This window comes from Acetobacter sp. JWB (assembly GCF_003323795.1).
Classification (GTDB): Bacteria; Pseudomonadota; Alphaproteobacteria; order Acetobacterales; family Acetobacteraceae; genus Acetobacter; species Acetobacter oryzifermentans.
In genome coordinates this window covers 1,187,263-1,211,893 of record NZ_CP030871.1, presented here as the reverse complement: position 1 = coordinate 1,211,893, position 24,631 = coordinate 1,187,263, and the positions used below count along the sequence as shown (strand labels likewise).

At 54.6% G+C, this 24,631-nt stretch carries 24 protein-coding genes; 7 read left to right on the top strand and 17 right to left on the bottom strand.

Annotated elements, in window-relative coordinates; translation table 11 throughout:
• Positions 1-12 precede the first annotated feature (12 nt).
• Positions 13-3,489 (bottom strand): transcription-repair coupling factor, encoded by a 3,477-nt coding sequence (gene mfd / locus DS739_RS05770; RefSeq protein WP_035351459.1) that lies wholly within the window; start codon positions 3,487-3,489, stop codon positions 13-15.
• Between the two features lie 81 nt (positions 3,490-3,570).
• The gene (locus DS739_RS05765) at positions 3,571-3,897 is read right to left on the bottom strand and encodes a succinate dehydrogenase assembly factor 2 (protein WP_006115181.1); all 327 of its coding nucleotides are present in this window, start codon (positions 3,895-3,897) and stop codon (positions 3,571-3,573) included.
• A gap of 69 nt (positions 3,898-3,966) precedes the next feature.
• Here DS739_RS05765 and recG point away from each other — a divergent pair, with 69 nt between their 5' ends.
• Positions 3,967-6,114: an ATP-dependent DNA helicase RecG gene (recG, locus tag DS739_RS05760; protein WP_035351462.1), complete on the top strand. Its 2,148-nt coding sequence runs from the start codon at positions 3,967-3,969 to the stop codon at positions 6,112-6,114.
• 12 nt (positions 6,115-6,126) lie between these two features.
• Here recG and DS739_RS05755 read toward each other — a convergent pair whose 3' ends face one another.
• The 5 genes from DS739_RS05755 to DS739_RS05735 all read right to left on the bottom strand — a co-directional run bounded on the left by DS739_RS05755 (position 6,127) and on the right by DS739_RS05735 (position 9,269).
• Complete coding sequence (locus tag DS739_RS05755; protein ID WP_006115179.1) at positions 6,127-6,732, bottom strand: thiamine phosphate synthase; 606 nt, start codon at positions 6,730-6,732, stop codon at positions 6,127-6,129.
• Complete coding sequence (locus tag DS739_RS05750; RefSeq protein ID WP_006115178.1) at positions 6,729-7,505, bottom strand: thiazole synthase; 777 nt, start codon at positions 7,503-7,505, stop codon at positions 6,729-6,731. The genes DS739_RS05755 and DS739_RS05750 overlap by 4 nt, the downstream gene beginning before the upstream one ends.
• 3 nt (positions 7,506-7,508) lie before the next feature.
• The gene (gene thiS / locus DS739_RS05745; protein WP_035351465.1) at positions 7,509-7,706 is read right to left on the bottom strand and encodes a sulfur carrier protein ThiS; all 198 of its coding nucleotides are present in this window, start codon (positions 7,704-7,706) and stop codon (positions 7,509-7,511) included.
• A gap of 13 nt (positions 7,707-7,719) precedes the next feature.
• Positions 7,720-8,691, bottom strand: a complete 972-nt coding sequence (gene thiO / locus DS739_RS05740) for a glycine oxidase ThiO (protein WP_006115176.1) — start codon at positions 8,689-8,691, stop codon at positions 7,720-7,722.
• A gap of 101 nt (positions 8,692-8,792) precedes the next feature.
• A complete protein-coding gene (locus DS739_RS05735) occupies positions 8,793-9,269 on the bottom strand; it encodes a DUF3429 domain-containing protein (protein ID WP_006115175.1) in 477 nt (158 codons plus the stop codon).
• A 183-nt stretch (positions 9,270-9,452) separates the two neighbouring features.
• On the opposite strand from DS739_RS05735, the gene eno reads away from it, so the two are divergent.
• Complete coding sequence (gene eno, locus DS739_RS05730; RefSeq protein WP_035351467.1) at positions 9,453-10,733, top strand: phosphopyruvate hydratase; 1,281 nt, start codon at positions 9,453-9,455, stop codon at positions 10,731-10,733.
• 170 nt (positions 10,734-10,903) lie between these two features.
• Positions 10,904-11,233 (top strand): septum formation initiator family protein, encoded by a 330-nt coding sequence (locus tag DS739_RS05725; protein ID WP_006115173.1) that lies wholly within the window; start codon positions 10,904-10,906, stop codon positions 11,231-11,233.
• A gap of 112 nt (positions 11,234-11,345) precedes the next feature.
• On the opposite strand, the gene rpmG is transcribed toward DS739_RS05725, so the two are convergent.
• A complete protein-coding gene (gene rpmG / locus DS739_RS05720) occupies positions 11,346-11,513 on the bottom strand; it encodes a 50S ribosomal protein L33 (RefSeq protein ID WP_003623017.1) in 168 nt (55 codons plus the stop codon).
• Positions 11,514-11,582: 69 nt separating this feature from the next.
• Between rpmG and glp the strand changes: the two genes are divergently transcribed.
• Both glp and lexA read left to right on the top strand, forming a co-directional pair.
• The gene (gene glp / locus DS739_RS05715; RefSeq protein WP_006115172.1) at positions 11,583-12,857 is read left to right on the top strand and encodes a gephyrin-like molybdotransferase Glp; all 1,275 of its coding nucleotides are present in this window, start codon (positions 11,583-11,585) and stop codon (positions 12,855-12,857) included.
• 85 nt (positions 12,858-12,942) lie between these two features.
• Positions 12,943-13,593 carry a transcriptional repressor LexA gene (gene lexA / locus DS739_RS05710; protein WP_035351469.1) on the top strand — a complete coding sequence of 217 codons (651 nt, stop codon included), beginning with the start codon at positions 12,943-12,945 and terminating at the stop codon, positions 13,591-13,593.
• A 48-nt stretch (positions 13,594-13,641) separates the two neighbouring features.
• Here the strand turns inward: lexA and bioD are convergent, their stop codons facing one another.
• The 3 genes from bioD to DS739_RS05695 are packed head-to-tail and all read right to left on the bottom strand — an operon-like array spanning position 13,642 to position 16,909.
• On the bottom strand, positions 13,642-15,039 hold the full coding sequence (bioD, locus tag DS739_RS05705) for a dethiobiotin synthase (RefSeq protein WP_035351471.1): 1,398 nt from the start codon (positions 15,037-15,039) through the stop codon (positions 13,642-13,644).
• Positions 15,036-15,728, bottom strand: a complete 693-nt coding sequence (locus DS739_RS05700) for an alpha/beta fold hydrolase (RefSeq protein WP_035351474.1) — start codon at positions 15,726-15,728, stop codon at positions 15,036-15,038. Before DS739_RS05700 ends, bioD begins: the two co-directional genes overlap by 4 nt.
• Positions 15,728-16,909, bottom strand: a complete 1,182-nt coding sequence (locus tag DS739_RS05695; RefSeq protein WP_035351477.1) for an 8-amino-7-oxononanoate synthase — start codon at positions 16,907-16,909, stop codon at positions 15,728-15,730. The genes DS739_RS05700 and DS739_RS05695 overlap by 1 nt, the downstream gene beginning before the upstream one ends.
• A 42-nt stretch (positions 16,910-16,951) precedes the next feature.
• Between DS739_RS05695 and DS739_RS05690 the strand changes: the two genes are divergently transcribed.
• Positions 16,952-18,250 carry an adenosylmethionine--8-amino-7-oxononanoate transaminase gene (locus tag DS739_RS05690; RefSeq protein ID WP_006115168.1) on the top strand — a complete coding sequence of 433 codons (1,299 nt, stop codon included), beginning with the start codon at positions 16,952-16,954 and terminating at the stop codon, positions 18,248-18,250.
• Positions 18,251-18,262: 12 nt separating this feature from the next.
• Here DS739_RS05690 and DS739_RS05685 read toward each other — a convergent pair whose 3' ends face one another.
• The 6 genes from DS739_RS05685 to DS739_RS05660 form a co-directional block, all read right to left on the bottom strand.
• Positions 18,263-18,733: a molybdenum cofactor biosynthesis protein MoaE gene (locus tag DS739_RS05685; RefSeq protein ID WP_006115167.1), complete on the bottom strand. Its 471-nt coding sequence runs from the start codon at positions 18,731-18,733 to the stop codon at positions 18,263-18,265.
• A gap of 5 nt (positions 18,734-18,738) precedes the next feature.
• The gene (moaD, locus tag DS739_RS05680; RefSeq protein WP_035351479.1) at positions 18,739-19,002 is read right to left on the bottom strand and encodes a molybdopterin converting factor subunit 1; all 264 of its coding nucleotides are present in this window, start codon (positions 19,000-19,002) and stop codon (positions 18,739-18,741) included.
• A 63-nt stretch (positions 19,003-19,065) separates the two neighbouring features.
• Complete coding sequence (locus DS739_RS05675) at positions 19,066-19,593, bottom strand: hypothetical protein (RefSeq protein ID WP_035351481.1); 528 nt, start codon at positions 19,591-19,593, stop codon at positions 19,066-19,068.
• 185 nt (positions 19,594-19,778) lie between these two features.
• On the bottom strand, positions 19,779-20,348 hold the full coding sequence (gene pgsA / locus DS739_RS05670) for a CDP-diacylglycerol--glycerol-3-phosphate 3-phosphatidyltransferase (protein WP_003623001.1): 570 nt from the start codon (positions 20,346-20,348) through the stop codon (positions 19,779-19,781).
• A gap of 102 nt (positions 20,349-20,450) precedes the next feature.
• Positions 20,451-22,364 (bottom strand): excinuclease ABC subunit UvrC, encoded by a 1,914-nt coding sequence (gene uvrC / locus DS739_RS05665; protein WP_006115164.1) that lies wholly within the window; start codon positions 22,362-22,364, stop codon positions 20,451-20,453.
• 257 nt (positions 22,365-22,621) lie between these two features.
• The gene (locus tag DS739_RS05660; protein WP_006115163.1) at positions 22,622-23,683 is read right to left on the bottom strand and encodes a dipeptidase; all 1,062 of its coding nucleotides are present in this window, start codon (positions 23,681-23,683) and stop codon (positions 22,622-22,624) included.
• Positions 23,684-23,788: 105 nt separating this feature from the next.
• On the opposite strand from DS739_RS05660, the gene DS739_RS05655 reads away from it, so the two are divergent.
• Entirely contained in the window at positions 23,789-24,601 is an 813-nt protein-coding gene (locus DS739_RS05655; RefSeq protein WP_035351484.1) for an exodeoxyribonuclease III, read from the top strand.
• Positions 24,602-24,631: the final 30 nt, after the last annotated feature.

Genomic DNA, 24,631 nt, shown 5'->3' with positions numbered 1-24,631 from the left:
CTCTAGGTCTTGTTAGGCCATTTCCATTACTTTTTCGCACATACCAGCCAGGTCTTTCAAAACACGCCGGGCCAGATCTATGCGCTGCACATTCGTCAGTTCGCGCACAACCGCCATTTTATGGTCTGGGCGTAGGCGGACTGTGCCATCCTTCCATTTCCCCATCCACTGCACCAACCCTGCCGGGTTGCGGAAGGTGTTGTTACGGAATTGCAGCACCATGCCTTTAGGGCCAGCCTCTACACGCTCTACCCCGGCCTGACGGCACAGGCGCTTAAGCTCTACAATATCCAGAAGGTTTTTTACCTCCGGCGGCAGAGAACCAAAGCGATCTATCAGCTCGGCTTCCATGGCTTCCAGTTCTGCATCGGATGCCAGCGCGCTGATACGACGGTAGAGCCCAAGCCGGACAGGCAGATCGGTTACATATTCATCCGGGATCAATACGGGCAGACCCATGACAATGTTGGGCGTCCAATCCCGATCTTCTGCGGCACGACGATTTTTATCTGAGCGCAGGTCGGCCACGGCATCTTCCAGCATCTGCTGGTACAGTTCGATCCCCACTTCACGCACATGGCCGGATTGCTGATCGCCCAGTAGATTACCCGCGCCACGCAAATCCAGATCGTGCGAGGCCAGCGTAAAGCCAGCACCCAGCGTATCCAGCGTTTGCATTACTTCCAGCCGCTTTTCCGCAGAAGCTGAAAGCACATGTGTTTGAGGCCATGTAAGGTAAGCATAACCTCGTTGCTTGCCACGCCCCACACGCCCGCGCAGCTGATAAAGCTGCCCAAGGCCAAACATATCCGCCCTATGGATAATCAGCGTATTCACTGCGGGCATATCCAGTCCGCTTTCCACAATATTGGTGGAGAGCAGAATATCGTATTTGCCGTCTGAAAACTCGGTCATCACCCGTTCCAGCTCGGTAGCGGAAAGGCGGCCATGTGCCTGTATCAGCCTGGCATCGGGCACAATGGCCGTAAGCCGTTCGGCCAGCCTGTCCAGATCCTCAATACGCGGGGCCACGCAGAAAATCTGCCCACCACGGAAGCGTTCGCGCTGGATGGCCTCCCTTATCACCACGCTATCAAACGGCATGATGAAAGTGCGCACCGCCAGCCTGTCTGTTGGTGGGGTGGCAATCAGGCTCATTTCCCTCACGCCGGAAAGCGAGAGTTGGAGCGTACGCGGCAATGGTGTGGCGGAAAGTGTAAGCACATGCACATCTTCGCGCAGGGCTTTCAGCTTTTCCTTATGAGACACGCCAAAGTGCTGTTCTTCATCAATAATCAGCAGTTCGAGCGAGGCAAACTGAACCGTTTTGGCCAGCAGTGCATGCGTACCAATAACAATGTTCACGCTTCCATCTGCAATGCCCTTACGCACTGCTGTTGCTTCCTTACCCGTTACCATGCGGGAAAGTTGCGCCACCTTGATGGGAAAGCCCTCAAACCGTGCGGCAAAGGTGCGATAATGCTGCCGCGCCAACAAAGTGGTGGGCACCACAACAGCCACCTGCCCGCCAGACATGGCCGCCACAAACGCCGCGCGCAATGCTACCTCGGTTTTACCAAAGCCGACATCACCACACACCAGCCGATCCATTGGTCGGCCGGAGGACATATCTTCCAGCACATCAGCAATAGCGCGTGCCTGATCATCCGTTTCTACAAATGGGAAGCGGGCACAGAACTCATCCCACTGCCCCTCCGGCGGAACCAGTTCTGGTGCCTCCTTCAACGCCCGCATGGCGGCGGTTCTGATAAGCTCACCCGCCATATCGCGGATGCGCTTTTTCATTTGCGATTTACGGTTCTGCCATGCCGTGCCGCCCAGCTTATCCAGCGCAACACCAGCTTGGTCTGATCCAAAGCGGCTAAGCAGTTCAATGTTCTCTACAGGCAGGTAGAGTTTCTGTCCGCCATCATACAGCAGGCGCAAGCAATCATGCGGGGCTACGCCTACACTTACTGTTTCCAGCCCATCATAACGGCCTATCCCGTAATCCTGATGCACCACCAGATCACCGGCTGAAAGTTCACTGGCTTCGGCAATCAGTTCATCAGCACGACGGCGACGGCGCGGTGGACGACCAATACGTTCACCCAACAGATCCTGTTCAGAAACAAACGCCAGATCATCCGCAACAAAGCCGCGTTCCAAACCAAGGGTCAGCAAACCAACCGGGCCGGGTTTGGCTTTGTGGGCTTGCTCCCATGTCTCATATGTTTGGGTGGGTACGCCGTGCTCTCGCAGTAATGTGGCAATGCGCTCGCGCGAGCCTTTGGTCCATGCGGCTACAAAAGCGCGGCGCTTAACCTGCGCCCATTCCTTTACCTGATCCCCCAAGAGCGTAAACACCTGCTCACGCTGGGCACCGGGTACAATTTTGGAGAACATCTTGCCCGGGCGGCCACCTACATCCACACCTCCGGCGCCCTCGGGTTGTGCATAGGGGCTAAATGCCACCACAGGCACACGAGCCAAGCTGGCATCCCACCCTTTTTCATCCAGATAGAGCAAATGCGGAGGCAGCGGACGGTAAGGTATTTCCCCTTCCCGCACAGGTTGGCGGCGGGCCTGATAGTGATCTTCTATCATTTCCAACCGGGCTTTAAGCACATCCTCTGCCTGATGTTCGAGTGAAACAGCCACATCGGGCAGATAATCAAACAGTGTTTCTAAATGGTCATGGAACAAAGGCAGCCAGTGCTCGATACCCGGATGCCTGCGCCCGTCTGAAATATGTTCATAAAGTGGGTCAGACGTTGCTGCGGGGCCAAAGGCATCACGCCAGCCAGTGCGGAAGCGTGAAATGCTTTCCTTATCCAATGAGAATTCGGAAACAGGACAAAGTGTCAGCCCATCGCGCTTAGCGGTAGAACGCTGGGAACCGGGATCAAACGCCCGGATGTTCTCAACTTCATCGCCAAACAGATCAAGCCGCAGGGGTTCACCCGCCCCGGCGGGGTACAAATCAAAAATACCGCCACGGGTTGCAAACTCCCCGGCTTCCATCACGGTATCCGTGCGGGTGTAACCATTGGCGATCAGCAACTCGATCAGAAAGCCCTGATCCAGACTTTCCCCCGTGCGGATGGAAAGGGATTGCCCCTCAAACGTTTTACGTGGGGCAACACGTTGCACCACGGCGTTCACCGTAGCCAGCACAAGCCGTGGGCGACCTTTTGCAGGTTCCAGCAAGCGCGTAAGGGTGGAAACACGCTCAGCCACAATGGAAGGGTTGGGAGAAACCCTGTCATACGGCAGGCAATCCCATGCGGGAAAACGCAGCACTTCCACATCAGGCGCTACAAAGGCCAGCATATCATTCAGGCGGGCCATAGCGGCATCATTTCGCGCAATATGCAGCACGGGGCCTTTATGATCCCGCGCACGGCGGCCCAGCAAAAGGGCATCATACCCTTCTGGCACGCCCCATACGGTTGCTATCCGCTTTTGTGCGCCTGTTTGTGCTGTCATCCCGGTATCCGCCTGTTCTGCTTAAATACGCAAACCCCGCAAGCCGCCAGCATGCCTGTGCCGGAGCCTGAAGGGTTTATACTAACCGCCGCGCCTGATACGGCTATCTTCCACCATACGGCGTAACATGGGGGTGGCTTTCTCTTCCGGCAATGGCAGGCGGCCAAACAGCCAGTCTGTTAGTTCCGGATCTGGCATTTCCAGAATGTTTTCCATGTCCGTCAGTTCTTCTGCCGTCATGGTATCTGCATTGGCTTCTACAAAGCCGCCTATCAGAATATCTGTTTCAAACGTGCCCCGATGGTTGGCACGGAACTTCAGCCGCCGCCTGCGGGCAGCCAGATTATCTTCCGCCACGCCAGATGCGCTGGAGGAAGATGAGGAAGAAACTGTAAAATTGTCTTGCATGGCGCTGGTATCCTATACCGTTGCTAAACCTGTCTGTCAGCCTGCCAAACAGAGGCTTGTGTATCGCTTGTGTCCAGTCCCCTTTCCTTCACATCCTCTTCGGCTACAGGGCAAGATGGTAATTCTGCCCTAGCCCCATTACTGGCCCCGCTTGAAAGCCTGCCCGGCATTAGCACCGCACGTGCCAAGCTGCTGGGCCGCATTGCGGGCGGGCGCAGGGTGATAGACCTGCTGTTCTGCCTGCCCGAAAGCATTACAGACCGCAGGCTGCGCCCCACATTGGCGCAACTCAGGCCCGATACAATCGCAACCGTTACAGGCGTGGTGCAGGATATTCGCAGCCCCGCCCCACGCACCCGCCAACCGTGGCGCGTGATGATTGATGATGCCACCAGTGTACTGGAAGTTGCCTTCTTTTCCCCCTGGCAGGCCAAGCAGGTTGTAAAGGGAGAAAGTATTGCCCTTTCTGGCAAGGTTGAACGTTTTGGTGATAAACTCACCATCACGTCCCCCGATTATCTGGTGCCAGCAAACCAGATAGAGCGCATTCCGCTGCTAGACCCCGTTTGGCCCCTTACGGCTGGATTGTTTACCGGGCAGGTGCGCATGGCTATGGCCGCCGCTCTGCGCCTTTTGCCGCCTACCCTACCTGAATGGCACGATAAAGCGCTTATCAAGCAAAAAAACTGGCCCGATTTTGCCACAGCTCTAAGCTGGGTGCACTTTCCAGACACCATTCCCGATAGCGCACAAGGTGATGCATGGCACGGCAGCCGCACGCGTGCGCAGGCTCGCTTAGCGTGTGATGAACTGCTGGCAGACCAATTAGCCATGCGCATTGCCCAGCAAGCATCCCGCGCCCGGCCCGGCCGGAGCCTGAATGGTGATGGCACCTTACAAAAGCAGGCACTCGCCAGCTTTGGGCATGAGCTTACTTACGGCCAAAAACACGTTCTGCGCGAGATTGAAACCGATATGGCTACTCCGCACTGTATGAGCCGCCTTTTGCAGGGTGATGTGGGTGCGGGCAAAACGCTTGTGGCTCTTATGGCGATGCTGCGTGCAGTAGAAGCTGGCACTCAAGCCGCCCTTATGGCCCCTACGGAAATTTTGGCCCGCCAGCATGCGGCTACGTTCCGGCGCCTCTCCCCCGTGCCGGTGGCGTTTTTATCCAGCTCTGTCAAAGGCAAGGCGCGCAAACAAACCTTGCAGGATATAGCAGATGGCACTGCCAAGCTGGTGGTCGGCACCCACGCGCTTGTGCAGGACGGTGTAAAATTTGCTGATCTAGGTCTGGCCGTTATTGATGAGCAGCACCGCTTTGGGGTCGATCAACGTCTGGCCTTGGTAGAAAAAGGCCATGAGACCGATATGCTGGTAATGACAGCAACCCCTATTCCCCGCACGCTGTTGCTTACCCGGTTTGGGGAAATGCAGATCAGCCGGTTGGAAGGCAAACCCGCAGGCCGCAAGCCTGTGCACACATCCCTGCACAGCCTTGGTAATTTTGAAGATGTGCTGGCAGGCATTGGTCGCGCTCTAGATAAAGGTGCACAGATTTTTTGGGTATGCCCGCTGGTTTCTGAAAGTGAAGCCATGGATCTGGCCGCTGCCGAGGCCCGCCATGCAGCTTTGGTTGAACGATTTGGAGATAAAATTGGACTGGCACATGGGCAGCAAGATGCCAACGTGCGCGAAGAAGTGCTGCAAGCCTTTTCCAATGGTGAAACCCGCATGCTCGTGGCCACTACCGTCATTGAAGTCGGTGTGGATGTGCCTTCCGCCACCATTATGGTGATCGAACATGCAGAACGCTTTGGCTTGGCACAGTTACACCAGCTCCGTGGCCGCGTGGGACGTGGGGCGGATGCCTCCTTCTGCCTTATGCTGCATGATGAAGGCTTGGGCCTTACGGCGCGCCGTCGGCTTTCCTGCCTGAAGGAAACGGAAGACGGCTTTCTTATTGCAGATGAGGATTTCCGCCTGCGCGGCGGAGGGGAGGCAACAGGCCGCCGCCAATCCGGTCTGCCCGATTACCGTATGGCACCGGAAATGCTGGTGGATATGCTGTTAGACACCGCACATGATGAAGCCACGGAGATTCTACCAGATGGACCACCCACCAGCACACCAGAAAAGAACTTGCGAGTAGCAGCCCGTATTTTGCTGGCGCTGTTTAATAAAACCGATGCCGCACGCATTTTTAGCGGCGGCTAAACGGGGGCTTCTTTAGCCCTCTACGGCAGCCAGCCACGCCTTAACCTGCCCTTCTGGGTCTGGCTGGCGAATAAAGGCCGATACGGCAGAAACGCTATCGGCCCCGGCTTCAATACACGCCCAAGCACGTTCCAGCGTAATGCCACCTATGGCAACCAGTGGCAGGTTGCCAATCAGCTTTCGCCATTCTGTCAGCTTCAACGGGCCTTGGGGGCCGAATGCCATTTTTTTCAGCTTGGTTTCCCAAATAGGACCAAGGGCCACGTAATCCGGGGTACAACCCAGAGCGCGGTCTAGCTCTTCGTGGCAATGGGTACTGATGCCAAGGCGAATACCGCCTTTACGAATGGCAGCCAGATCTGCCGTATCCAGATCTTCCTGCCCCAGATGAATGTAATCTATGCCTTCATCCAGCGCGATCTGCCAATAATCGTTCAGCACAAGGCAAACACCATGCTGCTTGGCGTACGCATGGCCTTGGCGAATTTCTGCCCTTAGCGCATCTTCATCCATGTCTTTCAGGCGAAGCTGAATAAAGCGTGCGCCTGCACCCCCCAGCCTGTCCACCCATATGGCACTATCAACAACGGGATAAATCTTTTGGGGCAGAGCTGTCATGCCAGCATGGCCTTTCCTGCAACGGGAGTAGAAGGAACAGCCATATCGCGCTCTTCCATCGGGTCTGCAATACGGGCCAGTTCCCCTGCCTCTACTGCCAGACGAAACGCACGGGCCATATAAACGGGATCTCCCGCCTTGGCCACGGCAGTATTTATCAACACGGCATCATAACCAAGCTCCAGCGCCTGCGCAGCGTGTGAGGGTACGCCAATGCCAGCATCCACCACCAACGGTACGCCGGGAAAATGCGCCCGCATGGCCCGCAGGCCAAACACGTTGTTCAACCCCTTGCCAGAACCAATAGGAGCGCCCCACGGCATCAGCACCTCACACCCTACGGCCAGCAGCTTTTCCGCCACTACCAAATCTTCCGTGGTGTAGGGAAATACCTTGAAGCCGTCTTCCGTAAGAATACGGGCGGCCTCTACAAGCCCGAACACATCTGGCTGGAGCGTATCCAGCTCGCCAATCACTTCCAGCTTGATCCAATCCGTGCCGAACACCTCCCGCGCCATATGCGCAGTGGTGACGGCTTCTTTAACCGTATGGCAGCCCGCCGTGTTTGGCAGCACAGGCACCTTGAGTTCCTGAATAAGAGACCAGAATGCCTGTCCAGCACGCTCCCCCGCAGATTCGCGGCGGAGGGAAACAGTCACAACGCCCGGCTGTGCCGCCAGCACGGCATCGCGCAAAATTTCAGGAGATGGATACTGCGCTGTACCCAGCATAAGTGGCGAGACAACATCCTGCTCGTAAAATGAAACAGCCATGCCTTAGCCCCCTTGCATAGGAGCGACAATTTCAATTTGCGCACCCTCTTGTAGCTGTGTTCCCTCTCGCGTAGCCTTGGGCACAAACCGACCATTCAGCGCCGTGGCAATGCGTGCGCCGCTATAGCCAAGCTCATCTATCAGGGCCGCCAGTGTTTTGGCGGATACTTCGTGCGCTGTATCGTTAACCACAACTTTCATCGGGCGTTGCTCCTTAGGCTTGTGCGCCAAATATCAAATCCGCCGCCTCCCGCGCCCGAGCGGGGGAAAGCAGAAAACCATGCCGATACATACCGTTGATATAAATGCGTTTTCCATCCTGCACCACGCGCGGCATGTTATCTGGGTAAGATGGCCGTAAACCTGTACCCATTTCCAGAATTTCTGCCTCGGCAAATCCGGGGTGGAGGGTCCATGCCGCGTTCAGCAGTTCCATCATGGAACGTACTGTCATGCTGCCTGCATTTTCGCTTTCAATCATGGTGGCACCTACCATGAACACATGGTCAGCCCTTGGCACAATGTAAACAGGTATACGGGGGTGCAACATGCGCACTGGGCGATGCAGCGTTACGTCCGGGCAACGCAACAGCAGCATTTCACCCCGCACACCTCTCAGACCCTCCAGCTTGTTACGCGCAGCCAAGCCGGTGCAATCCACCACCCAGTCAAACGCAGCTTCATTCGGGCTTATTTCGCCAAACTCGGCACGGCCACTCAATTGCTCCAGCCGCGCCAGAAGGGCCTTTAAGGCTTTACGCGGATCTACATGCCCTTCATCGGGAAAAAACAGTCCTTTATGAAAACGGCCTGCCAGATCTGGCTCAAGCTGGGTAATTTCTACCGTGCCTACAGTCTGAAAATGTGATGTGCGGCGGCCAAAGCGGGCAATTTCACCCACATCTCGCGCAGGCGCCAACACAAGGCTGCCCTCACGCGTAACATCGGGCACGTGCTCCGCCCACCAATCTACCGAATCGATAGATTGAGCTGTTACTTCCTCTGGCGCAGATTCGGCCTCGCACCATGGGGCAAGCATACCGCCTGCCATCCATGAGGCCCCGGCCCCCACGCGGCCTCCGCTGTCATACAGGGTAACATCTCCACCCCGTTCGGCCAAAGCTACGGCGGCTGTCATACCCGCCACACCGGCCCCTTTTACCAGAATGCGCGGTTTGCCGTTCATACTCTCTACCTTGCCTCCGTTACTGGCGATGTGCTGCTACAACTTGGCGTTATAACACGCCTCAAACCCTGCTTCTGCAAGGGGTTATGCCGCTTTAATGTTTAGAATGCGCGCACAAGCAGCACCATCAACAGGCAACATTCCGTTACCGCCGTGGCAATCCAGCGCATGCCCATGTAACCGGGCGGCAACCATCCACGTTGCCATGCCCCACGCTCTGCCAATGCCACCAGCGGGAAAAGCACAGCCAAAATTATCACCCCGGCAAGCGGCACCCATGCATACGCCAGATAAGCAGCAATCCATCCGGCAAAGGCAGGCACAACCCCCAAGACCAAACGCAAATTATCTACTCTGTCTGCCCCGCTGGTTAAAATGGCGCGATCAAGCTCCAGCGCCAGACCCCAATGCACGGCTCCAATAAAGGACAGACACACCGCCCCGTAAATGACCAACGCCATTAACAGATTGGGCACTGGCACGCCGGAATCGAAAAATACAATGCCGCATGTGCAAGCAACAAAGGGCAAAAGCCCTGCCACCATGAGCACGACAGCCAGAAATGGAAGTTTTTTCATGAACGTGCAGCAGGCCTTTACCTGATAATTTCATACCCAATGTGGTTGACAGAAAAGCCCAACAAGCGGCCACTAGCAACCGTAGGCAGATTTACCCTGCCCACCGTGTTCCGCCCGGAACCAAAAAAAAGAACACCGGCTTCTGCCCGCCAGAGGCCAGACAATAAAGGAACGGAAACACCAATGAGTGCCATTGTTGACATTATCGCACGTGAAATTCTGGACAGCCGCGGCAACCCAACGGTTGAAGTAGATGTGGAGCTGGCATCCGGCGCCAGAGGGCGTGCGGCTGTTCCTTCTGGTGCCTCAACCGGTGCGCATGAAGCCGTAGAACTGCGTGATGGTGACCCCAAGCGGTTTGGTGGCAAGGGTGTTCTCAAGGCTGTTGAGAACATTGAAAACGAAATCCTGCCCACGCTACAGGGTGCCGAATCGGCAGATCAGATTGATATCGACAACGCCATGATTGATCTGGATGGCACACCCAACAAAAGCCGTATGGGTGCGAACGCCATTCTGGGTGTATCTCTTGCCATTGCCAAAGCCACGGCAGCCGAACTGCATGTTCCGCTGTACCGCTACATTGGTGGCGTGTTTGCCCATGTTCTGCCCGTGCCGATGATGAACATTGTCAACGGTGGGGAGCATGCAGATAACCCCATTGATATTCAGGAATTCATGGTGCAGCCGGTGGGTGCGCCTACTGTGGCCGATGCCATCCGCTGGGGTTCGGAAATTTTTGCCCAGCTCAAAAAAGCCCTGAGCGCTGCTGGTTACAACACCAATGTTGGGGATGAAGGCGGCTTTGCCCCAGCCCTTAAATCTGCCGATGAAGCACTGGGCTTTATTACCCGCGCCGTAGAAGCCGCAGGCTACCGCCCCGGTGAGGACGTAACCTTTGCGCTGGACTGCGCAAGCACCGAATTTTTTAAAAACGGCAAATACAACCTGAAAGGCGAAGGCAAGGAATTCGATTCCGCTGGCATGGTGTCCTACCTGTCTGACCTTGTGAGCCGTTACCCGATTGTTTCCATCGAAGACGGCATGGCAGAAGATGACTGGGAAGGCTGGGCCCTGCTCACGCAGGAACTGGGCAAAAAAGTCCAACTGGTTGGGGATGATCTGTTTGTAACCAACCCAGAACGCCTGCGCCGTGGCATTCAGGCTGGTGTTGCCAACTCCCTATTGGTGAAGGTTAACCAGATTGGTACGCTTACGGAAACGCTTGAAGCCGTGCAAATGGCCCAGCGCGCTGGTTACACTGCGGTTATGAGCCATCGTTCTGGTGAAACGGAAGATTCCACCATTGCGGATCTGGCTGTGGCTACAAATTGCGGACAGATCAAAACCGGCTCTCTTTCCCGTTCTGATCGGACAGCCAAATACAACCAGCTCATTCGTATTGAGCAGGAATTGGCAACTGCTGCACGCTATGCAGGCCGTACCATTTTGAAAAACGCATAAGCTACAGCGCTTTTGGCGCAACAGACTGCAAAAAAGCTGCCTCCCCACCCGGAGGTGGCTTTTTTCATGCCCTCATGCCTTGGCGCTGCCACACTTCATGGTTTAGACAGAAAGGAAGACCCAGAGGTGCAGGCTAAGCTGCACAGAACCAGAAAAAAGGCAGCGCCAGAGTGCAGATCGGTCGTTTCATTCGTCGCACAGTGCGGGCGGTTGTGCCCCCTTTGGTTTTTCTTGGCATTGCGGGCTATTTTGGCTGGAACGCAACGCAGGGCGATCATGGTATTCAGGCCTATAAGCAGCAATTAGGTCTGCTGGAACAGGCCAAGCAATCCAAACAGGATGCTATTGCTGAGCAAGCTGCATGGCACCGCCGCGTAAATGGCTTGCGTGAGCAATCTCTGGATACAGATATTCTGGATGAACGCGCCCGCGCCATGCTGAACATGGCAGATCGTAACGATATTGTTGTGCCTTACGATAGGCGAGACCCGCTGTTTTAAGCGCCTTCCCCTAAGATCTGTGCTGGATACCGCATTTTTCTGGCACAATCAGGCATAAAAAAACGGCGCCCGAGAGCGCCGTTTTTCGTATCCACATTCCGAAGAATGCAGATTATTTGATTTTAGCTTCGCGGAACACGACGTGCTTGCGCGCAACCGGATCGTACTTCTTGAGTTCCATTTTGCCGGTGTGTGCACGAGCATTTTTCTTGGTCACGTAGAAGTAACCGGTGTCCGCCGTGGAGACGAGACGGATCTTGATAACGTTGGTCTTGGCCATGACTTCCTCAGCAGAGCATGATGTACGGAGCCGCATAAACGGCACCGACGGTGTTCAAGTGCCGGCAAAATGCGCATACAAGTGCAAAAGGTCAAGTATTCTTGCATCAAAGCGGTGCAACAGGCCCAAAAAGGAGGAATTTTTATGCTGGATGTGGCTGTTGCGCGCGCCCGAATTCTTGAAAACCTAAAAACATGCGGGCAGGAAATTGTGCCGCTTTCACACGCCTGTGGCCGGGTGCTGGCCCAGCCGGTGCATGCCCGCACTGCCAACCCACCGGTTTCTGTTTCCGCAATGGATGGATACGCAGCCAAAGCGGAAGATGCGCTGGAAGGCGCAGTTTTACACATTGTGGACGAAGTGCCCGCTGGCCACCCATCCGCCGTTACCGTGCAGAAAGGAGAATGTGTGCGCTTATTTACCGGCGCGCAAATTCCCGCTGGCGCAGATACCGTTATCATTCAAGAAAACGTGCAGCGTGAAGGTGACCACGCCAAGCTGGCGGCTCCGGCGCGCCAAGGGCAGTATATTCGCCAGCAGGGGCAGGATTTTCAGAAAAATGACACGTTATTGCCAGCAGGGCGCAGACTCGGCCCGCGTGATATCGGGCTGGCGGCTGCGGGTGGACATGTCTGGCTTACGGTTTCACGCCGCCCGCGCGTGGGTATTTTGGCCACGGGTGATGAAATTATCCTGCCCGGAGACCCAGCCCCTGCGGATGGCATTTTTAATTCCGCCTCCTTCATGGTGGCAGCGCTTCTGCAACAACAGGGCGCAGAAACAATTATGCTCCCCATTGCACGAGACAATATGGAAAGCCTGACAACCCAGTTTCGCCAAGCGGCCACGCTGGACATGCTGGTAAGCATTGGTGGTGCAAGCGTGGGAGATTACGATCTTGTCCGCCCTGCGCTGGCTGAAATTGGGTTGCAGCAGGATTTCTGGAAAATTGCCATGCGCCCGGGCAAACCGTTGATGTTTGGCCAGCTCGGCAACACACCCGTTATTGGCCTGCCCGGTAACCCAGTGGCTGCCATGGTGTGTTCCATCGTGTTTGTAACCCCTGCCCTGCACGTCCTTATGGGCCTACCCGTTGGCACCGAACTGCAAACAGAACCCGCCATTCTGGGCTGTGATGTAAAAGAAAACGATACCAGACAGGATTTTTTACGCGCAACACTTGCGCCCTCCCCACAAGGCGCTGTACCTGTGGCCACACCTTTTTCCCGGCAGGATTCAGCCCAGCTGAATATTCTCAAGCAAAGCCAGGCTCTGGTCATTCGTGCTCCCTTTGCGCCAGCACAAAAAGCAGGCATGCCCTGCCAGATTATCCGCCTACCCTGATCTCTCCCTTGACATAAAAAGAGAACTTATATAGAACAAGACTAAGATTTTCTTTTCATTACGACAGCCGCTTTTGAGGTGCGATATGCTAACGCGCAAACAGCACAAACTTCTGCTTTTTATTGATTCGCACCTCAAACAGACAGGTTTTTCGCCTTCCTTTGATGAAATGCGTGAAGCCATGGGCCTGCGCTCCAAATCTGGTATTCATCGGCTGATTTCCGGGCTGGAAGAACGCGGTTTTTTGCGCCGTCACCACCATCGGGCACGGGCTTTGGAAGTTATTCAACTGCCAGAAATGCAAGAATTGCCACCCAATGTGGTGCGTGCCAGCTTTACCCGGCCTAAGGCTGAAACCGTAAGAATTCCGCTTTATGGGCGCATTGCAGCAGGCCTGCCCATAGAAGCCGTGCCAGATACCTCCCACGTTCTCACTGTTCCAACAGAAATGCTGGGTACGGGAGATTATTACGCGTTGGAAGTAGCTGGAGATTCCATGGTGGATGCTGGCATTCTGGATGGTGACAACGTGATTATCCGTCGCACGGATCAAGCCGAAAACGGGCAGATTGTGGTGGCGTTGATTGATGAGCACGAAGTGACGCTCAAACGTCTGCGCCGCAAGGGCAACATGATTGCGCTGGAACCTGCCAATTCCAGTTACGAAACCCGTATTGTTCCGGCTGAAAAACTGCGTATTCAGGGCTGCTTGGCTGGACTGATCAGGCAGTATTAAGCAAAGTGCCTGCGTGGTAAAAAACTTCCCCCGTAGGCATCTGTTTTTCTATTCCGGGGAGATATCATCCCATTGCGGAAAAAGCTTTGCCAGTTCGGAAACCACAGCAGGCGTAATTTCCGCACAAAATGGTACTTCTGCCAAAATACGTACCTTGCCTTTTTGCTCTATGGTCTCACGGTTTTCTGCATTAAGCGGGCCGCTTAACACCACACCTGCCACGGCAATCTGCCGTGTGCGTAAGGCTTCCAAACTCAACAAAGTATGATTGAGAGTGCCTAGCCCGCTACGCGCTACTAGCACGACGGGCAAGCCCCAACGCTGTGCCAGATCAATCATCATCAGCTCTGGCGTTGCAGGCACCATCAGGCCGCCTGCGCCTTCTACAACCAATGGTTTGTCTGCTTCACCTTGGGGCAGCATCAGTTGGGCCGGATCAATCTGCATGCCTTCCGCACGTGCGGCAGCATCCGGGGAAAGTGATGCAAGAAAAGCCCCTGCGGGTTTGAAACAAGGCGCATCCCCCGCCAGATGCTTAACCGTAGGGGTATCCCCTTCTTCATCCGCCAAACCGCTTTGCAGGGGCTTCCAATAAGCACCCTGCCAGCGCCGCACCAAACAAGCAGACACAAGGGTTTTGCCTATGCCGGTATCCGTGCCCGTTACAAACACACCCTTACGTGGCAGTTTGCGAAAACAGGCATACCCAACCCGCCACGTAACGGCGCACCCTGCCTGCTGAAACCGCAAGGCAACACGGCGCAACTGAACTGCAGATAATGGTACGGCCCCTTCACGTGGGGTAGATGCACCTGTTGCTTTCAGATGCCTTACAAAATCCATCCCATCTGCAAAAGCCTGCACAATATCCTGTTCAGCCCAACCGCCAGAAAACGCAGCCGGTCGCCAACTTTGTGCATCGGCCAATTCTGGATAAACCGGGGTTGCCGCCTGCCGCCCTTCCTGCTGGCAAGCCTGCTGCCATTCAGCAAATGTACCGTCCAATAATGTTGAAACCGCAAACACACCATCCGGAGCCAAAAGCCCTGCAAGGTTGCGCAAAACCTTTTCTGGTTCAGGCAGCCATTGCATAATCAGGTTGCCACAAATCACATCAAACGGGCCAGAAACATCCGGTGCGGCTGCGTCCATCTGATGGTAGGAAACAGCTTCTCCTAGCCGCATTTTAGCCCGCGCCATCATATTCGGGGCAAAATCTGTTGCCAGAATTTCTGCTTCTGGCCAGCAAGCATGCAGATGCTCTGTCAGCAATCCTGTGCCACAGCCAATTTCCAAAATACGCAGGGGACTTTTGCCCGCCATACTGGTTTGTATGCGCTGGAACAGTTCACGCGCCGCCACACGCTGAACCGTGGCAGCTTGATCATACTTTTCCGCAGCATCAAAACTTTTACAAATACGCGCGGCGCGGGTGGGTGTTTTCATGGTTGTTGTTCCATCCTGTTGCGCAGCATTTCCAAAAACCGAGCACACTCAACCGGGTGCGTTTGAGGAAGCAAATGGCCACCATTTTCTACCCATTTTATATGGGCCAAAGCCCGAAAAGAAGCCTCGGTCATACTGGGGGAAGCAATTTCATCCTGCCGCCCCGCCAATACATTTAATGGGCCTAATGGTAAATCTGCCCGTGCATCTTCCGTGCGCAGAATATCCAACCCATATGCCAGTGCTTCTGGCTGGCAGCGTGCCGCCAAAACGGAAGATGCCCCACAACGCTGGCGAAAGTCATTCACCACAGCAGCAGGTTCGCGCCCCAAGCCACGTATCATGCGTTGCACAATACGCGGTGCCACACCTTCAGGAAAATCTTCTCGGCTGGCAAAACAGGCAAACGTGTTGATACCTGCAAACCTGCTTTCGGCTGGCCAAACGCCCTGCCTGCGTTGCAACATCAGCCACATGAACCCAAGGGAATGGCCAATTCCCAATATGTGGTGCTGACTTTGGCGCAGATCATCCAACGTAACCGTTTTTTCTGCGCCAGTGGTTTGTGGTTTCAAAAAACCCAGATCCAGCGTTACGGCATCTGGCCAATTCAGTTGCATAAGCACAGGTTGCCAGAATTCCGGCCCAAACCCCCAACCATGCACAAACACGGGTAAAAGCCGCGCCATTATGCCATGCCTTTGCTGGCGCGGATAAACGTATCAGCCAAAGCCTCCATTTGCGCCCATGTATGGTTGGCATGAAAAACCACCCGCAAACGGCAGCCCCCCGGTGGCACAGTAGGCGGGCGAATAGCCACAGCAAGAAAACCCGCCTCTGCCATTTTCTGGGCCAGAGTGCGTGCTTGTGCCTCCTGCCCTACCAGAATGGGCACAATCTGGGTGCTTGATGGCCCAGTATCCTGCCCCGCATCGTGCATTTTCTGGCGAAAGCTGGCGGCAAGTGCACCCACATGTGCGCGTTGGGTATCCATTTGCGGCAGCAGATCAAGCGCTGCATCAACAGCCCCCAAGACCAAAGGAGACGGCGCAGTGGAATAAATAAAACCGGAAGCTGCGTTATCCAACCATCTGCATAAGCCTTCAGATGCTGCAATAAACGCGCCCATACTGCCTAAGGCCTTGCTGAATGTGCCAACCACCACATCTGCCAGCCCGTTTGCCAGCCCGGCACCTTCTGGCCCCAGTATGCCGGTTGCGTGGGCTTCATCTACGCACAGTAGCGCATCGTATCTTTGGGCCACCTCATGCAACGCGGCAATATCCGCCACATCACCATCCATGCTGAACACGCTTTCTGTCAGCACAATGCGTAGGCCTGCCCCTTCGATTTTCTGAAGTTGGCTTTCAAGGTGCGCCACATCATTATGGCGGAACCGAATCGGGCGGACACCTGCTGCTGCACAACCATGATACAGGCTGGCATGAATAAGCTTATCCGCCAGAATAACGGCGGGAGCACCACATACCTGCGCAGAAAGCCGCGCCAAAGCTGGCACCAGAGAGGCATTGGCCTGCCAGCCAGAAGAAAACAAACGTGCCGCCTGCATATGCTTTAGCCGCGCCACGCGCTTTTCCAGCGCACAAGCCTGGGAGGATGTGCCCGTTACCAACCGGGAAGCACCACTGCCGCTGCCTTCTACCTGTGCCCAAGCGGATGCGCGCTCACGCAACAAAGGGTGCATGCGCAGGCCCAGATAATCGTTGGACGAAAAATCTATGACCACAACGCCATCTGAACGTTTGAGCAGCGCACCACCCGCATATTGCCATTGCTGACAGGTGCGCAAACGCCCCTGAGCAGACAGATCCGCCAGCCCCTTCTGGAAAAGATTATCAAACCGCGTCATGTAACATGTGGTGCCGCAGCCTGAAGGGCGGGTCAATCATCTATGGGGAAACATTCCATGACAGAAGCTTCCGGCTCATCTTTATCTTCCATGCCGGAATGGTACACGCAGGGCCTGCCCCATATCTGGCTGCCTTATAGCCAGATGAAAACAGCCCCTGCGCCTCTTGCCGCCGCAAGCACGCATAACACGCGCATTACCCTGACAGATGGTCGGGAACTGGTGGATGGCGTGGCGGCATGGTGGACAGCCTGCCACGGCTATAATCACCCGCATATTCGCCAAGCCGTCTGCCGGCAAATGGAAACCATGCCTCATGTAATGTTTGGCGGCATGGTGCATGAACCTGCCTTACGCTTGGCGAGCAGATTATGCGCCATGCTACCGGGAGACCTAGAGCGGGTGTTCTTTACGGATTCAGGTTCGGTTTCTGTAGAAGTCGCCATGAAAATGGCTATTCAGTACCGTTTGAACAAAGGGCAAATCAAACGCACCAAAATGCTGGCGTTCCGTGGCGGCTATCATGGAGACACACTGGCCACCATGTCTGTTTGCGATCCGGAAGAGGGCATGCACCATCTCTATGGCTCTGCCCTGATGGAGCACGTCATCTCCCCACTGCCAGTAGATGCGGCCAGCACGGCCGTTTTTATGAATCTGTTGGCAAAACACGCGCACGAACTGGCCGCCATTATCACCGAGCCTTTGGTGCAAGGTGCTGGCGGCATGTTGTTTCATTCTCCGCAAACATTGCGCACCTTACGCAAAGCTGCGGATGACCATGATGTTCTGCTGATTTTAGATGAAATCTTCACCGGCTTTGGCCGAACAGGCACCATGTTTGCCTGTGAACAGGCTGGTATTGTGCCCGATATTATCACGCTTTCAAAAGCGCTTACCGGGGGCACCATGGCCCTTGCCGCCACAGTAGCACGCCAACATGTGTTTGAGGCTTTCCTTTCTGATAACCCCGAACATGCGTTAATGCACGGCCCCACCTTTATGGCCAACCCACTGGCTTGCGCCTGTGCCAATGCCTCGCTTGATCTTTTTGAAACCGCGCCACGCCTTCAGCAAGTCCAAGCTATCAACGCGTTTCTCACTGAGGCGCTAGAACCCTGCCGCACGCTGCCCGACGTAAAGGATGTGCGCACACTTGGGGCTATTGGTGTTGTAGAACTAGAAAAAATCAGTAACCCGGATGCGTTGCGCCAACGTTTTATTGCTGAAGGCGTGTGGATACGCCCTTTCCGCAATATTGTTTACCTAACACCTGCTTTTACCATTGAAAAACAGGATTTACGCAAACTTACCAATGCTATTTATAAAGTATTATCCTGAAAAACCGTAAGGTCAGGAAGATGAAGGTGCTGTGCGCGTCCATGCCGCCGCAGCATGTTCATCTTCTTCCCGCGCATCCACCCATGCGGTATGGCCATTGGCAAATTCTTCTTTTTTCCAAAACGGCGCGCCGGTTTTAAGCCGATCAATCAAGAACGATGTGGCCGAAAGCGCAGCACCCCGATGGGCCGCAGCCGCCCCAACCAGCACAATGGGTTCGCCCACTTCTAACCGGCCAACCCTGTGTATAAGGGTGCACCCAAGCAGGCTAAAGCGCTGCATGGCCTCCTGCGCAAGTTGGTTGAGAATGGTTTCCGTCATGCCGGGATAATGTTCCAGTGTCAGGCTCAGCAAGCCATCTCCACCACGCACCTGCCCTACAAACAGGCCCATACCGCCAATGTGTTCGGAAAGGTTGGAAAGGCGCAAGGTTTCAGCCCCTATGTCAAAAGCTGCCTGCTGCACCAGAACACGGACAGACATAAGTATCAGCCGCCCGTCATGGGGGGGAAAAACGCCAGCTCATCACCCGGCTGCACGCAGGTATCAAACCCACCCAGCTTTTGGTTGATGGCCACACGGATGCGAGGCGTCGCTGCAAACACCTCATCCAGCTTAGCATCGTGCAGGCGCAGTTCCTGCACCAAAGCCGCTACAGGCACACTATTGGATGGCAGAGTAACCTGCTGGCCTTCACGCCCCAGTTGCTCACGCAGGGCGGCAAAATAAAGAATATTTACTGAGCCTGTCATGGCCTGCCTACTGCGGTTTGAGTTTTCAGCCGTTTCATCTGCCACGCTTCAACCGCGTAGCGGTTAATGATGTACGGTAGAACGGTTATCTTTGATGGTGCTAACGGATCCATCTGGCTGGATCAAGGTAATGGTACCATCATCATTTGGGATTTCAATGGGGGCCCCATTACCACGATGCGCCCCGTATTTGCTGGAAACATCTGGTTCTGCATCTGGCAGTTTACCTGCCGTGCCTCCCCCAATAACACCGTGGCGAATATCTTCTTTTTCGCCAATACTCATTTCCTCGCCATCAGGAAGCTGCGGGCCTGCGGCAGAGTCTCCGCCCAACACGGTGCCAGCACGGTCTTTTTCAACATCTTCCAGCGTAGGCAGCGGCGTTGGTGGGCCGGGCCACATATTACCGCCTTCTGGCAGGATAGGGACATCTACAGCAGACTGCCCCCTGATCCGCCGCATGTTTAAATCATCCCCGGTGGCTGCATTGGGGTTTTCACCCGGAAGCGTTGCTGTATCCGAGACAAACTTGTCAAAGCCTGCACATCCGCTCACGATCATACATAAACCTAGAAGAGCGGCTTTCCGCATGCCCTGACTCCGCAATCATCATCTTTCAACAGCAGGCGAATCATTCCCTGCCTGCGATTGCGGCCTTTTAGAACCGCACCTCATGCTAAATAACGGTTTATCCACCAGACACAAGGCGATGCAGCAAAATGAAGTTATTTTTCTGGAATAGATGCAACGTATTACTAAAATAGTAACAAAGTTTTTTACATTTCAACATGACGTAGGCCGGTTGTTAAATAATCCCAGCCGGTTATCAATGTAAGCACCGCAGAAATCCAAAGTAATACAGCACCAATAAGCGCAACTGGCAGCCACGGCATACCCAATAAAGCGCCTGTGCCATCCCCCGCCAGCAAAAAACCAATAGCTGTCATCTGGAAGCCGGTTTTCCACTTTGCCAAACGGGTTACAGGCAAGCGTGCGCGGCGTTCCGCCAGATATTCCCGCATGCCGGACACCAGAATTTCACGGCACAGAATAATAATGGCAGGCCATAAACCCTGATAAGGCAGGCGCGCAAAACCAGCCAGAACCATTAAACAAGCCCCAACCAGAAGCTTATCTGCAATGGAATCAAACATACGCCCGAAATCTGACATCTGATGGCGTGAACGTGCCAGCTTACCATCAAAATAATCGGTTATTCCCGCTAGAATAAACAGCAGACACGCCAAGGCATCTGTGCGCGGGCTCCCCCATGCAGCCAGAGTGACCACAATGGGTATGGCTACAATACGCGAGATTGTCAGGACATTCGGCAGATCTGTCAGCATTGCGGGATATAGTAACCTATTTCCTGCACTGCTGGAATGGCTTATGCCATCGCAAAGGTGTCAGATACCCAGAATTCTTCTGCAATGCTCATATGCCCATATTTATCCCGGTGTCCAATCCGGGTGAAAATGGCCGTAAATGGCACGCGCTGTTTCCCGGCTGATACCATGAGCGGCTTCCAGTTCTGCCAAACCAGCCTGCTTGATGGCGCGCGCTGAACCAAATGTGTTTAACAACAGCTTTTTACGTGCAGGCCCAATACCGGGCACATCATCCAGTTCGGACTTCACCAGTGTTTTGGATCTACCAGACCTATGGGTGGTAATGGCAAAACGGTGGGCCTCATCGCGCAACCGTTGCAAATAGTACAGTACGGGGTCTCTCAGATCGAGCTGGAAGGGTTCCTTATCCTCCGTATAGAACCACTCCTTCCCGGCATCGCGGTCCGGCCCTTTGGCAATACCTACAAGTTTTACACCCGTTACGCCCAGATCATCCAGCACGCTGCGCACGGCAGAATATTGCCCTGCCCCACCATCAATCAGCAGAACATCTGGCCAGTTAGAGGTATCGCCCTCTTCTGCCTCTTTCAAAGCGCGGCCAAAGCGGCGTTCCAGCACTTCGCGCATCATGCCAAAATCATCCCCCGGCGTGACAGGGCCTTTAATTTTGAACTTGCGATACGCCTTGCGGTTAAAGCCCTCCGGCCCGCCCACAATCATAACACCATAGGCGTGCGAGCCCTGAATATGGCTGTTATCGTACACTTCTATGCGTTCTGGCGGCGCATCCAGCCCCAGAACATCTGCCACGCCTTGTAGCAACTTGGCCTGCCCTGCGGTTTCCGCCAGCTTGCGGCTTAGTGCATCCCGCGCGTTGCTCACGGCATGGTCAAGCACCTGCTTTTTCTCGCCCCTTTGCGGCGCAAGAATTTCCACCTTGCGCCCCCGCCGAAGAGAGAGTGCCTCTGTCAGCAGCAAAGATTCCGGGAGTTCATAATTGACCAAAATCTGTGCTGGACAGGGTTTGTCATCGTAAAACTGCGCGATAAAGGCAGAAAGCACATCTGCGGGTGAGGCATCCTGCGTATGGGCGGGAAAGAATGAGCGGCTGCCATTATTACGCCCACCGCGAATGAAAAAGACCTGAATACAGGCGTGTCCGGCCTCCTGCCACAGGGCCAGCACATCTGCATCCTGAAGAGATGCGGGGTTGATGACGCTGGATTCCTGCATTTGCGCCAACGCACGAATACGATCGCGCAATACAGCAGCACGCTCAAAATCCAGCGCTTCTGCTGCCGCATTCATTTCCTGCCCCAAGGTTTCACGCAGCGCCGTATCCTTGCCAGAAAGGAACTCTCGCGCCTGCTCCACCAATTTGCCGTAAGCTTCCTGATCTATTCGATCCACACACGGGCCAGAGCAACGTTTGATTTGATAAAGCAGGCACGGCCGGGTGCGTGCGTTAAAAACCGCATCAGTGCAGGAGCGTAGCAGAAAAACGCGCTGGATCAGATTAAGGGTCTGATTAACCGCCCAAGCCGAAGCAAACGGCCCCCATAGGCTGGCCCCTTTAATGGCCTTGCCACGGTGTTTGGCAATTTGCGGAAACGCATGCGCATCTGTCAGCATCAGCCACGGATAGCTTTTGTCATCCCGCAGCAGAATGTTGAAGCGCGGCTTCATGCGCTTGATGTAGTTGGCCTCCAGCAACAGTGCTTCGGCTTCCGTATGGGTGGTAACAATTTCCATTGCTACCGTTTCGGAAACCATGCGCCGTAGCCGTTCGGGCAAGCGGTTAATGTGGGTGTAAGACGTTACCCGCTTTTTAAGCGCCAACGCCTTGCCAACGTACAACACTTCCCCCTTAGCGCCGAGCATACGATACACGCCGGGTGAAAGCGGCATGGTTTTAAGTGCATGCCGAATGGCCTCTACCCCCTTTACAGCAGGGGCTGCCTGTTCCTGCGCCACAGGCAGGGTATCTGAAGGGGAAGAATCAGCTGTCATCATACGCTCTTGGTCGAAAGGGAAATTTCATCCACCGTTTTTGTGGATAACTCTGTGGAACAGCTGGGGCTGACTCATCATAAACCGCAGAAAGTCAGCCCTTTCAACAGATTGCACAGTTTTTGGTCATTCCCGCCAACTCACTGATTTCAAAAGATTTAATGTGTTGCGGTTTTTTGACACCCTATGATTTTTGAACTTTTTGTTGAAAATACGCGATGTCAAGACAGGAAGTGGACAATTTTTGCAGTTTTTTGTTCTCATACAATCCTGCTTTGTTCTGCCGCCTGTTCTGCCTTTTCCAACACGCGCAGGAAGTTTTCACCCCAGAAAGCCGCAATTTCACTTTTGTCATAACCTCGGCGCATCAACTCGGCAGTTATGTTCACGCCCTGCGTGGCGTTCTGCCAGTCTTCCAACGCGCCACCGCCATCGAAATCTGAGGAAATACCGACGTACTCTGGCCCAAGCCTGCGCACAACGTAATCAATATGATCCACCAGATCAGCCACAAAGCCTTGCCGTTTACCTTCCTCCGGCTTGGGCTTCAAAAACGCGGGCATGGCCGTAATCTGGATAACGCCACCACTTTCCTTGAGCGCATCCAACTGCTCACCATCCAGATTGCGCGGATGATCGCACAGCGTGCGCACACAGGAATGACTTGCCACAATAGGCGTGGTTGAAACCTGCACCGCCTGAAGCATGGTTTGCTTGGAGGAATGAGAAACATCCACCACAATGCCAAGGCGGTTCATTTCTGCAATTGCTTCACGCCCAAGGGCAGAAAGGCCGTTGTGGCGCTGTGGTGCATCCCCAAGGCTAGGGCGATGAATGGCCGCATCTGCCAACGCGTTATGTCCGTTATGGGTGAGCGTAACATAACGCGCCCCCTTGGCCCGAAACTGCTTGAGCAATGCGGGGTCATCCCCCATGCCGTAGCCATTTTCCACAGCCGGAACAACAACCAGCACACCTTCATCAAACGCGGCGCGCATATCTGCCACAGCGGAGCATACACGTGCGCTTATACCATTATGGGTGCCCTGCATGCGGCCTATGGCATCCAGCATAGCCAAGCACTGCGCTTGCGCCTGTGCGTGCCCTTCCCGGTCTATGGCGGCTTGGGCAATGTACGCCACAAAGCATCCGGCAGACATGCCGCCCTTTTGCATTTTAGGCAGATCCACCCGTCTATCTGCCGTATTCTCAAACGCATCATTCCGATCGGGCCACGGAATATCAATATGGCTATCCAGAGTGAACAAGGCGCGATGCAGCGCAACTGCATCCGGAGAAACGGAAGAAGATTGGGTTGTCATAATCTAGAAAATGGCCCTGTTACATGAAATTACAAGGGAACAGCCGGGTTCCATCTGCCCCAGTTATGCGCCTGATTTTGCTTGCCCTGCAAACTGCAATCCGTCATGCCACCGCACATGCGATTAGTAACATGGAACATCAATTCCCTCCGCCTGCGCCTGCCTCTGCTTGAAAAGCTGGTGCAGCACCTCGCCCCAGATGTTGTGTGCCTACAGGAAACCAAGGTGCCAGACCCTCTGTTTCCCGAAGACGGCGTGAAAGCTCTGGGGTTTGAGCACCTGCATTACCGGGGCATGAAAGGCTATAACGGCGTTGCCATTCTTTCTCGCCACCCGTTAAGGCCTGTCACGCAAACCCCAATATGGTACGGTAAGGAAGATTGCCGCCACGTAGCCGCAACCGTATGCACGCCAGAAGGCGAAATGGAATTGCACGACTTTTACATTCCCGCAGGTGGGGATGAGCCAGACCCAGAAACCAACCCAAAATTCGCCCACAAACTGGCTTTTGTAGAAGAAGTGACAGAGTGGTTTCAGTCTCGCCCCCTTAACCGCACGGTATTGGTGGGAGACTTCAATATCGCGCCGCTTGAGCATGATGTATGGAGCCACAAGCAGCTTCTTAAAATTGTCAGCCACACCCCGCCGGAAACAGAACGCCTTAACCGCTGGCTACAAACCGGCTTTGTGGATGCCATGCGCCACTTTGTCCCGCCGGAAGAAAAACTTTATACGTGGTGGTCTTACCGTAACCGGGACTGGAAAAAATCTAACCGTGGCCGCCGTTTGGACCACGTATGGATGACGCCTGACCTCCTACCCAACCTGCATGGCATGACGGTTGTGCGTGAAGCACGAGATTGGGAAGGCCCTTCCGACCATGTGCCCGTTGTGGTGGATTTCAGCCTTTCGGACTAAAGCCTGATTTGAGGCGCTTGTGAGAAAAAG

Bases quoted from the DNA above. Each gene is read 5' to 3' on its own strand.
- mfd (WP_035351459.1), bottom strand. From the start codon at position 3,489: ATGACAGCACAAACAGGCGCACAAAAGCGGATAGCAACCGTATGGGGC.
- DS739_RS05765 (WP_006115181.1), bottom strand. From the start codon at position 3,897: ATGCAAGACAATTTTACAGTTTCTTCCTCATCTTCCTCCAGCGCATCT.
- DS739_RS05755 (WP_006115179.1), bottom strand. From the start codon at position 6,732: ATGACAGCTCTGCCCCAAAAGATTTATCCCGTTGTTGATAGTGCCATA.
- DS739_RS05750 (WP_006115178.1), bottom strand. From the start codon at position 7,505: ATGGCTGTTTCATTTTACGAGCAGGATGTTGTCTCGCCACTTATGCTG.
- thiS (WP_035351465.1), bottom strand. From the start codon at position 7,706: ATGAAAGTTGTGGTTAACGATACAGCGCACGAAGTATCCGCCAAAACA.
- thiO (WP_006115176.1), bottom strand. From the start codon at position 8,691: ATGAACGGCAAACCGCGCATTCTGGTAAAAGGGGCCGGTGTGGCGGGT.
- DS739_RS05735 (WP_006115175.1), bottom strand. From the start codon at position 9,269: ATGAAAAAACTTCCATTTCTGGCTGTCGTGCTCATGGTGGCAGGGCTT.
- eno (WP_035351467.1), top strand. From the start codon at position 9,453: ATGAGTGCCATTGTTGACATTATCGCACGTGAAATTCTGGACAGCCGC.
- rpmG (WP_003623017.1), bottom strand. From the start codon at position 11,513: ATGGCCAAGACCAACGTTATCAAGATCCGTCTCGTCTCCACGGCGGAC.
- glp (WP_006115172.1), top strand. From the start codon at position 11,583: ATGCGCATACAAGTGCAAAAGGTCAAGTATTCTTGCATCAAAGCGGTG.
- lexA (WP_035351469.1), top strand. From the start codon at position 12,943: ATGCTAACGCGCAAACAGCACAAACTTCTGCTTTTTATTGATTCGCAC.
- bioD (WP_035351471.1), bottom strand. From the start codon at position 15,039: ATGAAAACACCCACCCGCGCCGCGCGTATTTGTAAAAGTTTTGATGCT.
- DS739_RS05700 (WP_035351474.1), bottom strand. From the start codon at position 15,728: ATGGCGCGGCTTTTACCCGTGTTTGTGCATGGTTGGGGGTTTGGGCCG.
- DS739_RS05695 (WP_035351477.1), bottom strand. From the start codon at position 16,909: ATGACGCGGTTTGATAATCTTTTCCAGAAGGGGCTGGCGGATCTGTCT.
- DS739_RS05690 (WP_006115168.1), top strand. From the start codon at position 16,952: ATGGGGAAACATTCCATGACAGAAGCTTCCGGCTCATCTTTATCTTCC.
- DS739_RS05685 (WP_006115167.1), bottom strand. From the start codon at position 18,733: ATGTCTGTCCGTGTTCTGGTGCAGCAGGCAGCTTTTGACATAGGGGCT.
- moaD (WP_035351479.1), bottom strand. From the start codon at position 19,002: ATGACAGGCTCAGTAAATATTCTTTATTTTGCCGCCCTGCGTGAGCAA.
- DS739_RS05675 (WP_035351481.1), bottom strand. From the start codon at position 19,593: ATGCGGAAAGCCGCTCTTCTAGGTTTATGTATGATCGTGAGCGGATGT.
- pgsA (WP_003623001.1), bottom strand. From the start codon at position 20,348: ATGCTGACAGATCTGCCGAATGTCCTGACAATCTCGCGTATTGTAGCC.
- uvrC (WP_006115164.1), bottom strand. From the start codon at position 22,364: ATGATGACAGCTGATTCTTCCCCTTCAGATACCCTGCCTGTGGCGCAG.
- DS739_RS05660 (WP_006115163.1), bottom strand. From the start codon at position 23,683: ATGACAACCCAATCTTCTTCCGTTTCTCCGGATGCAGTTGCGCTGCAT.
- DS739_RS05655 (WP_035351484.1), top strand. From the start codon at position 23,789: ATGCCACCGCACATGCGATTAGTAACATGGAACATCAATTCCCTCCGC.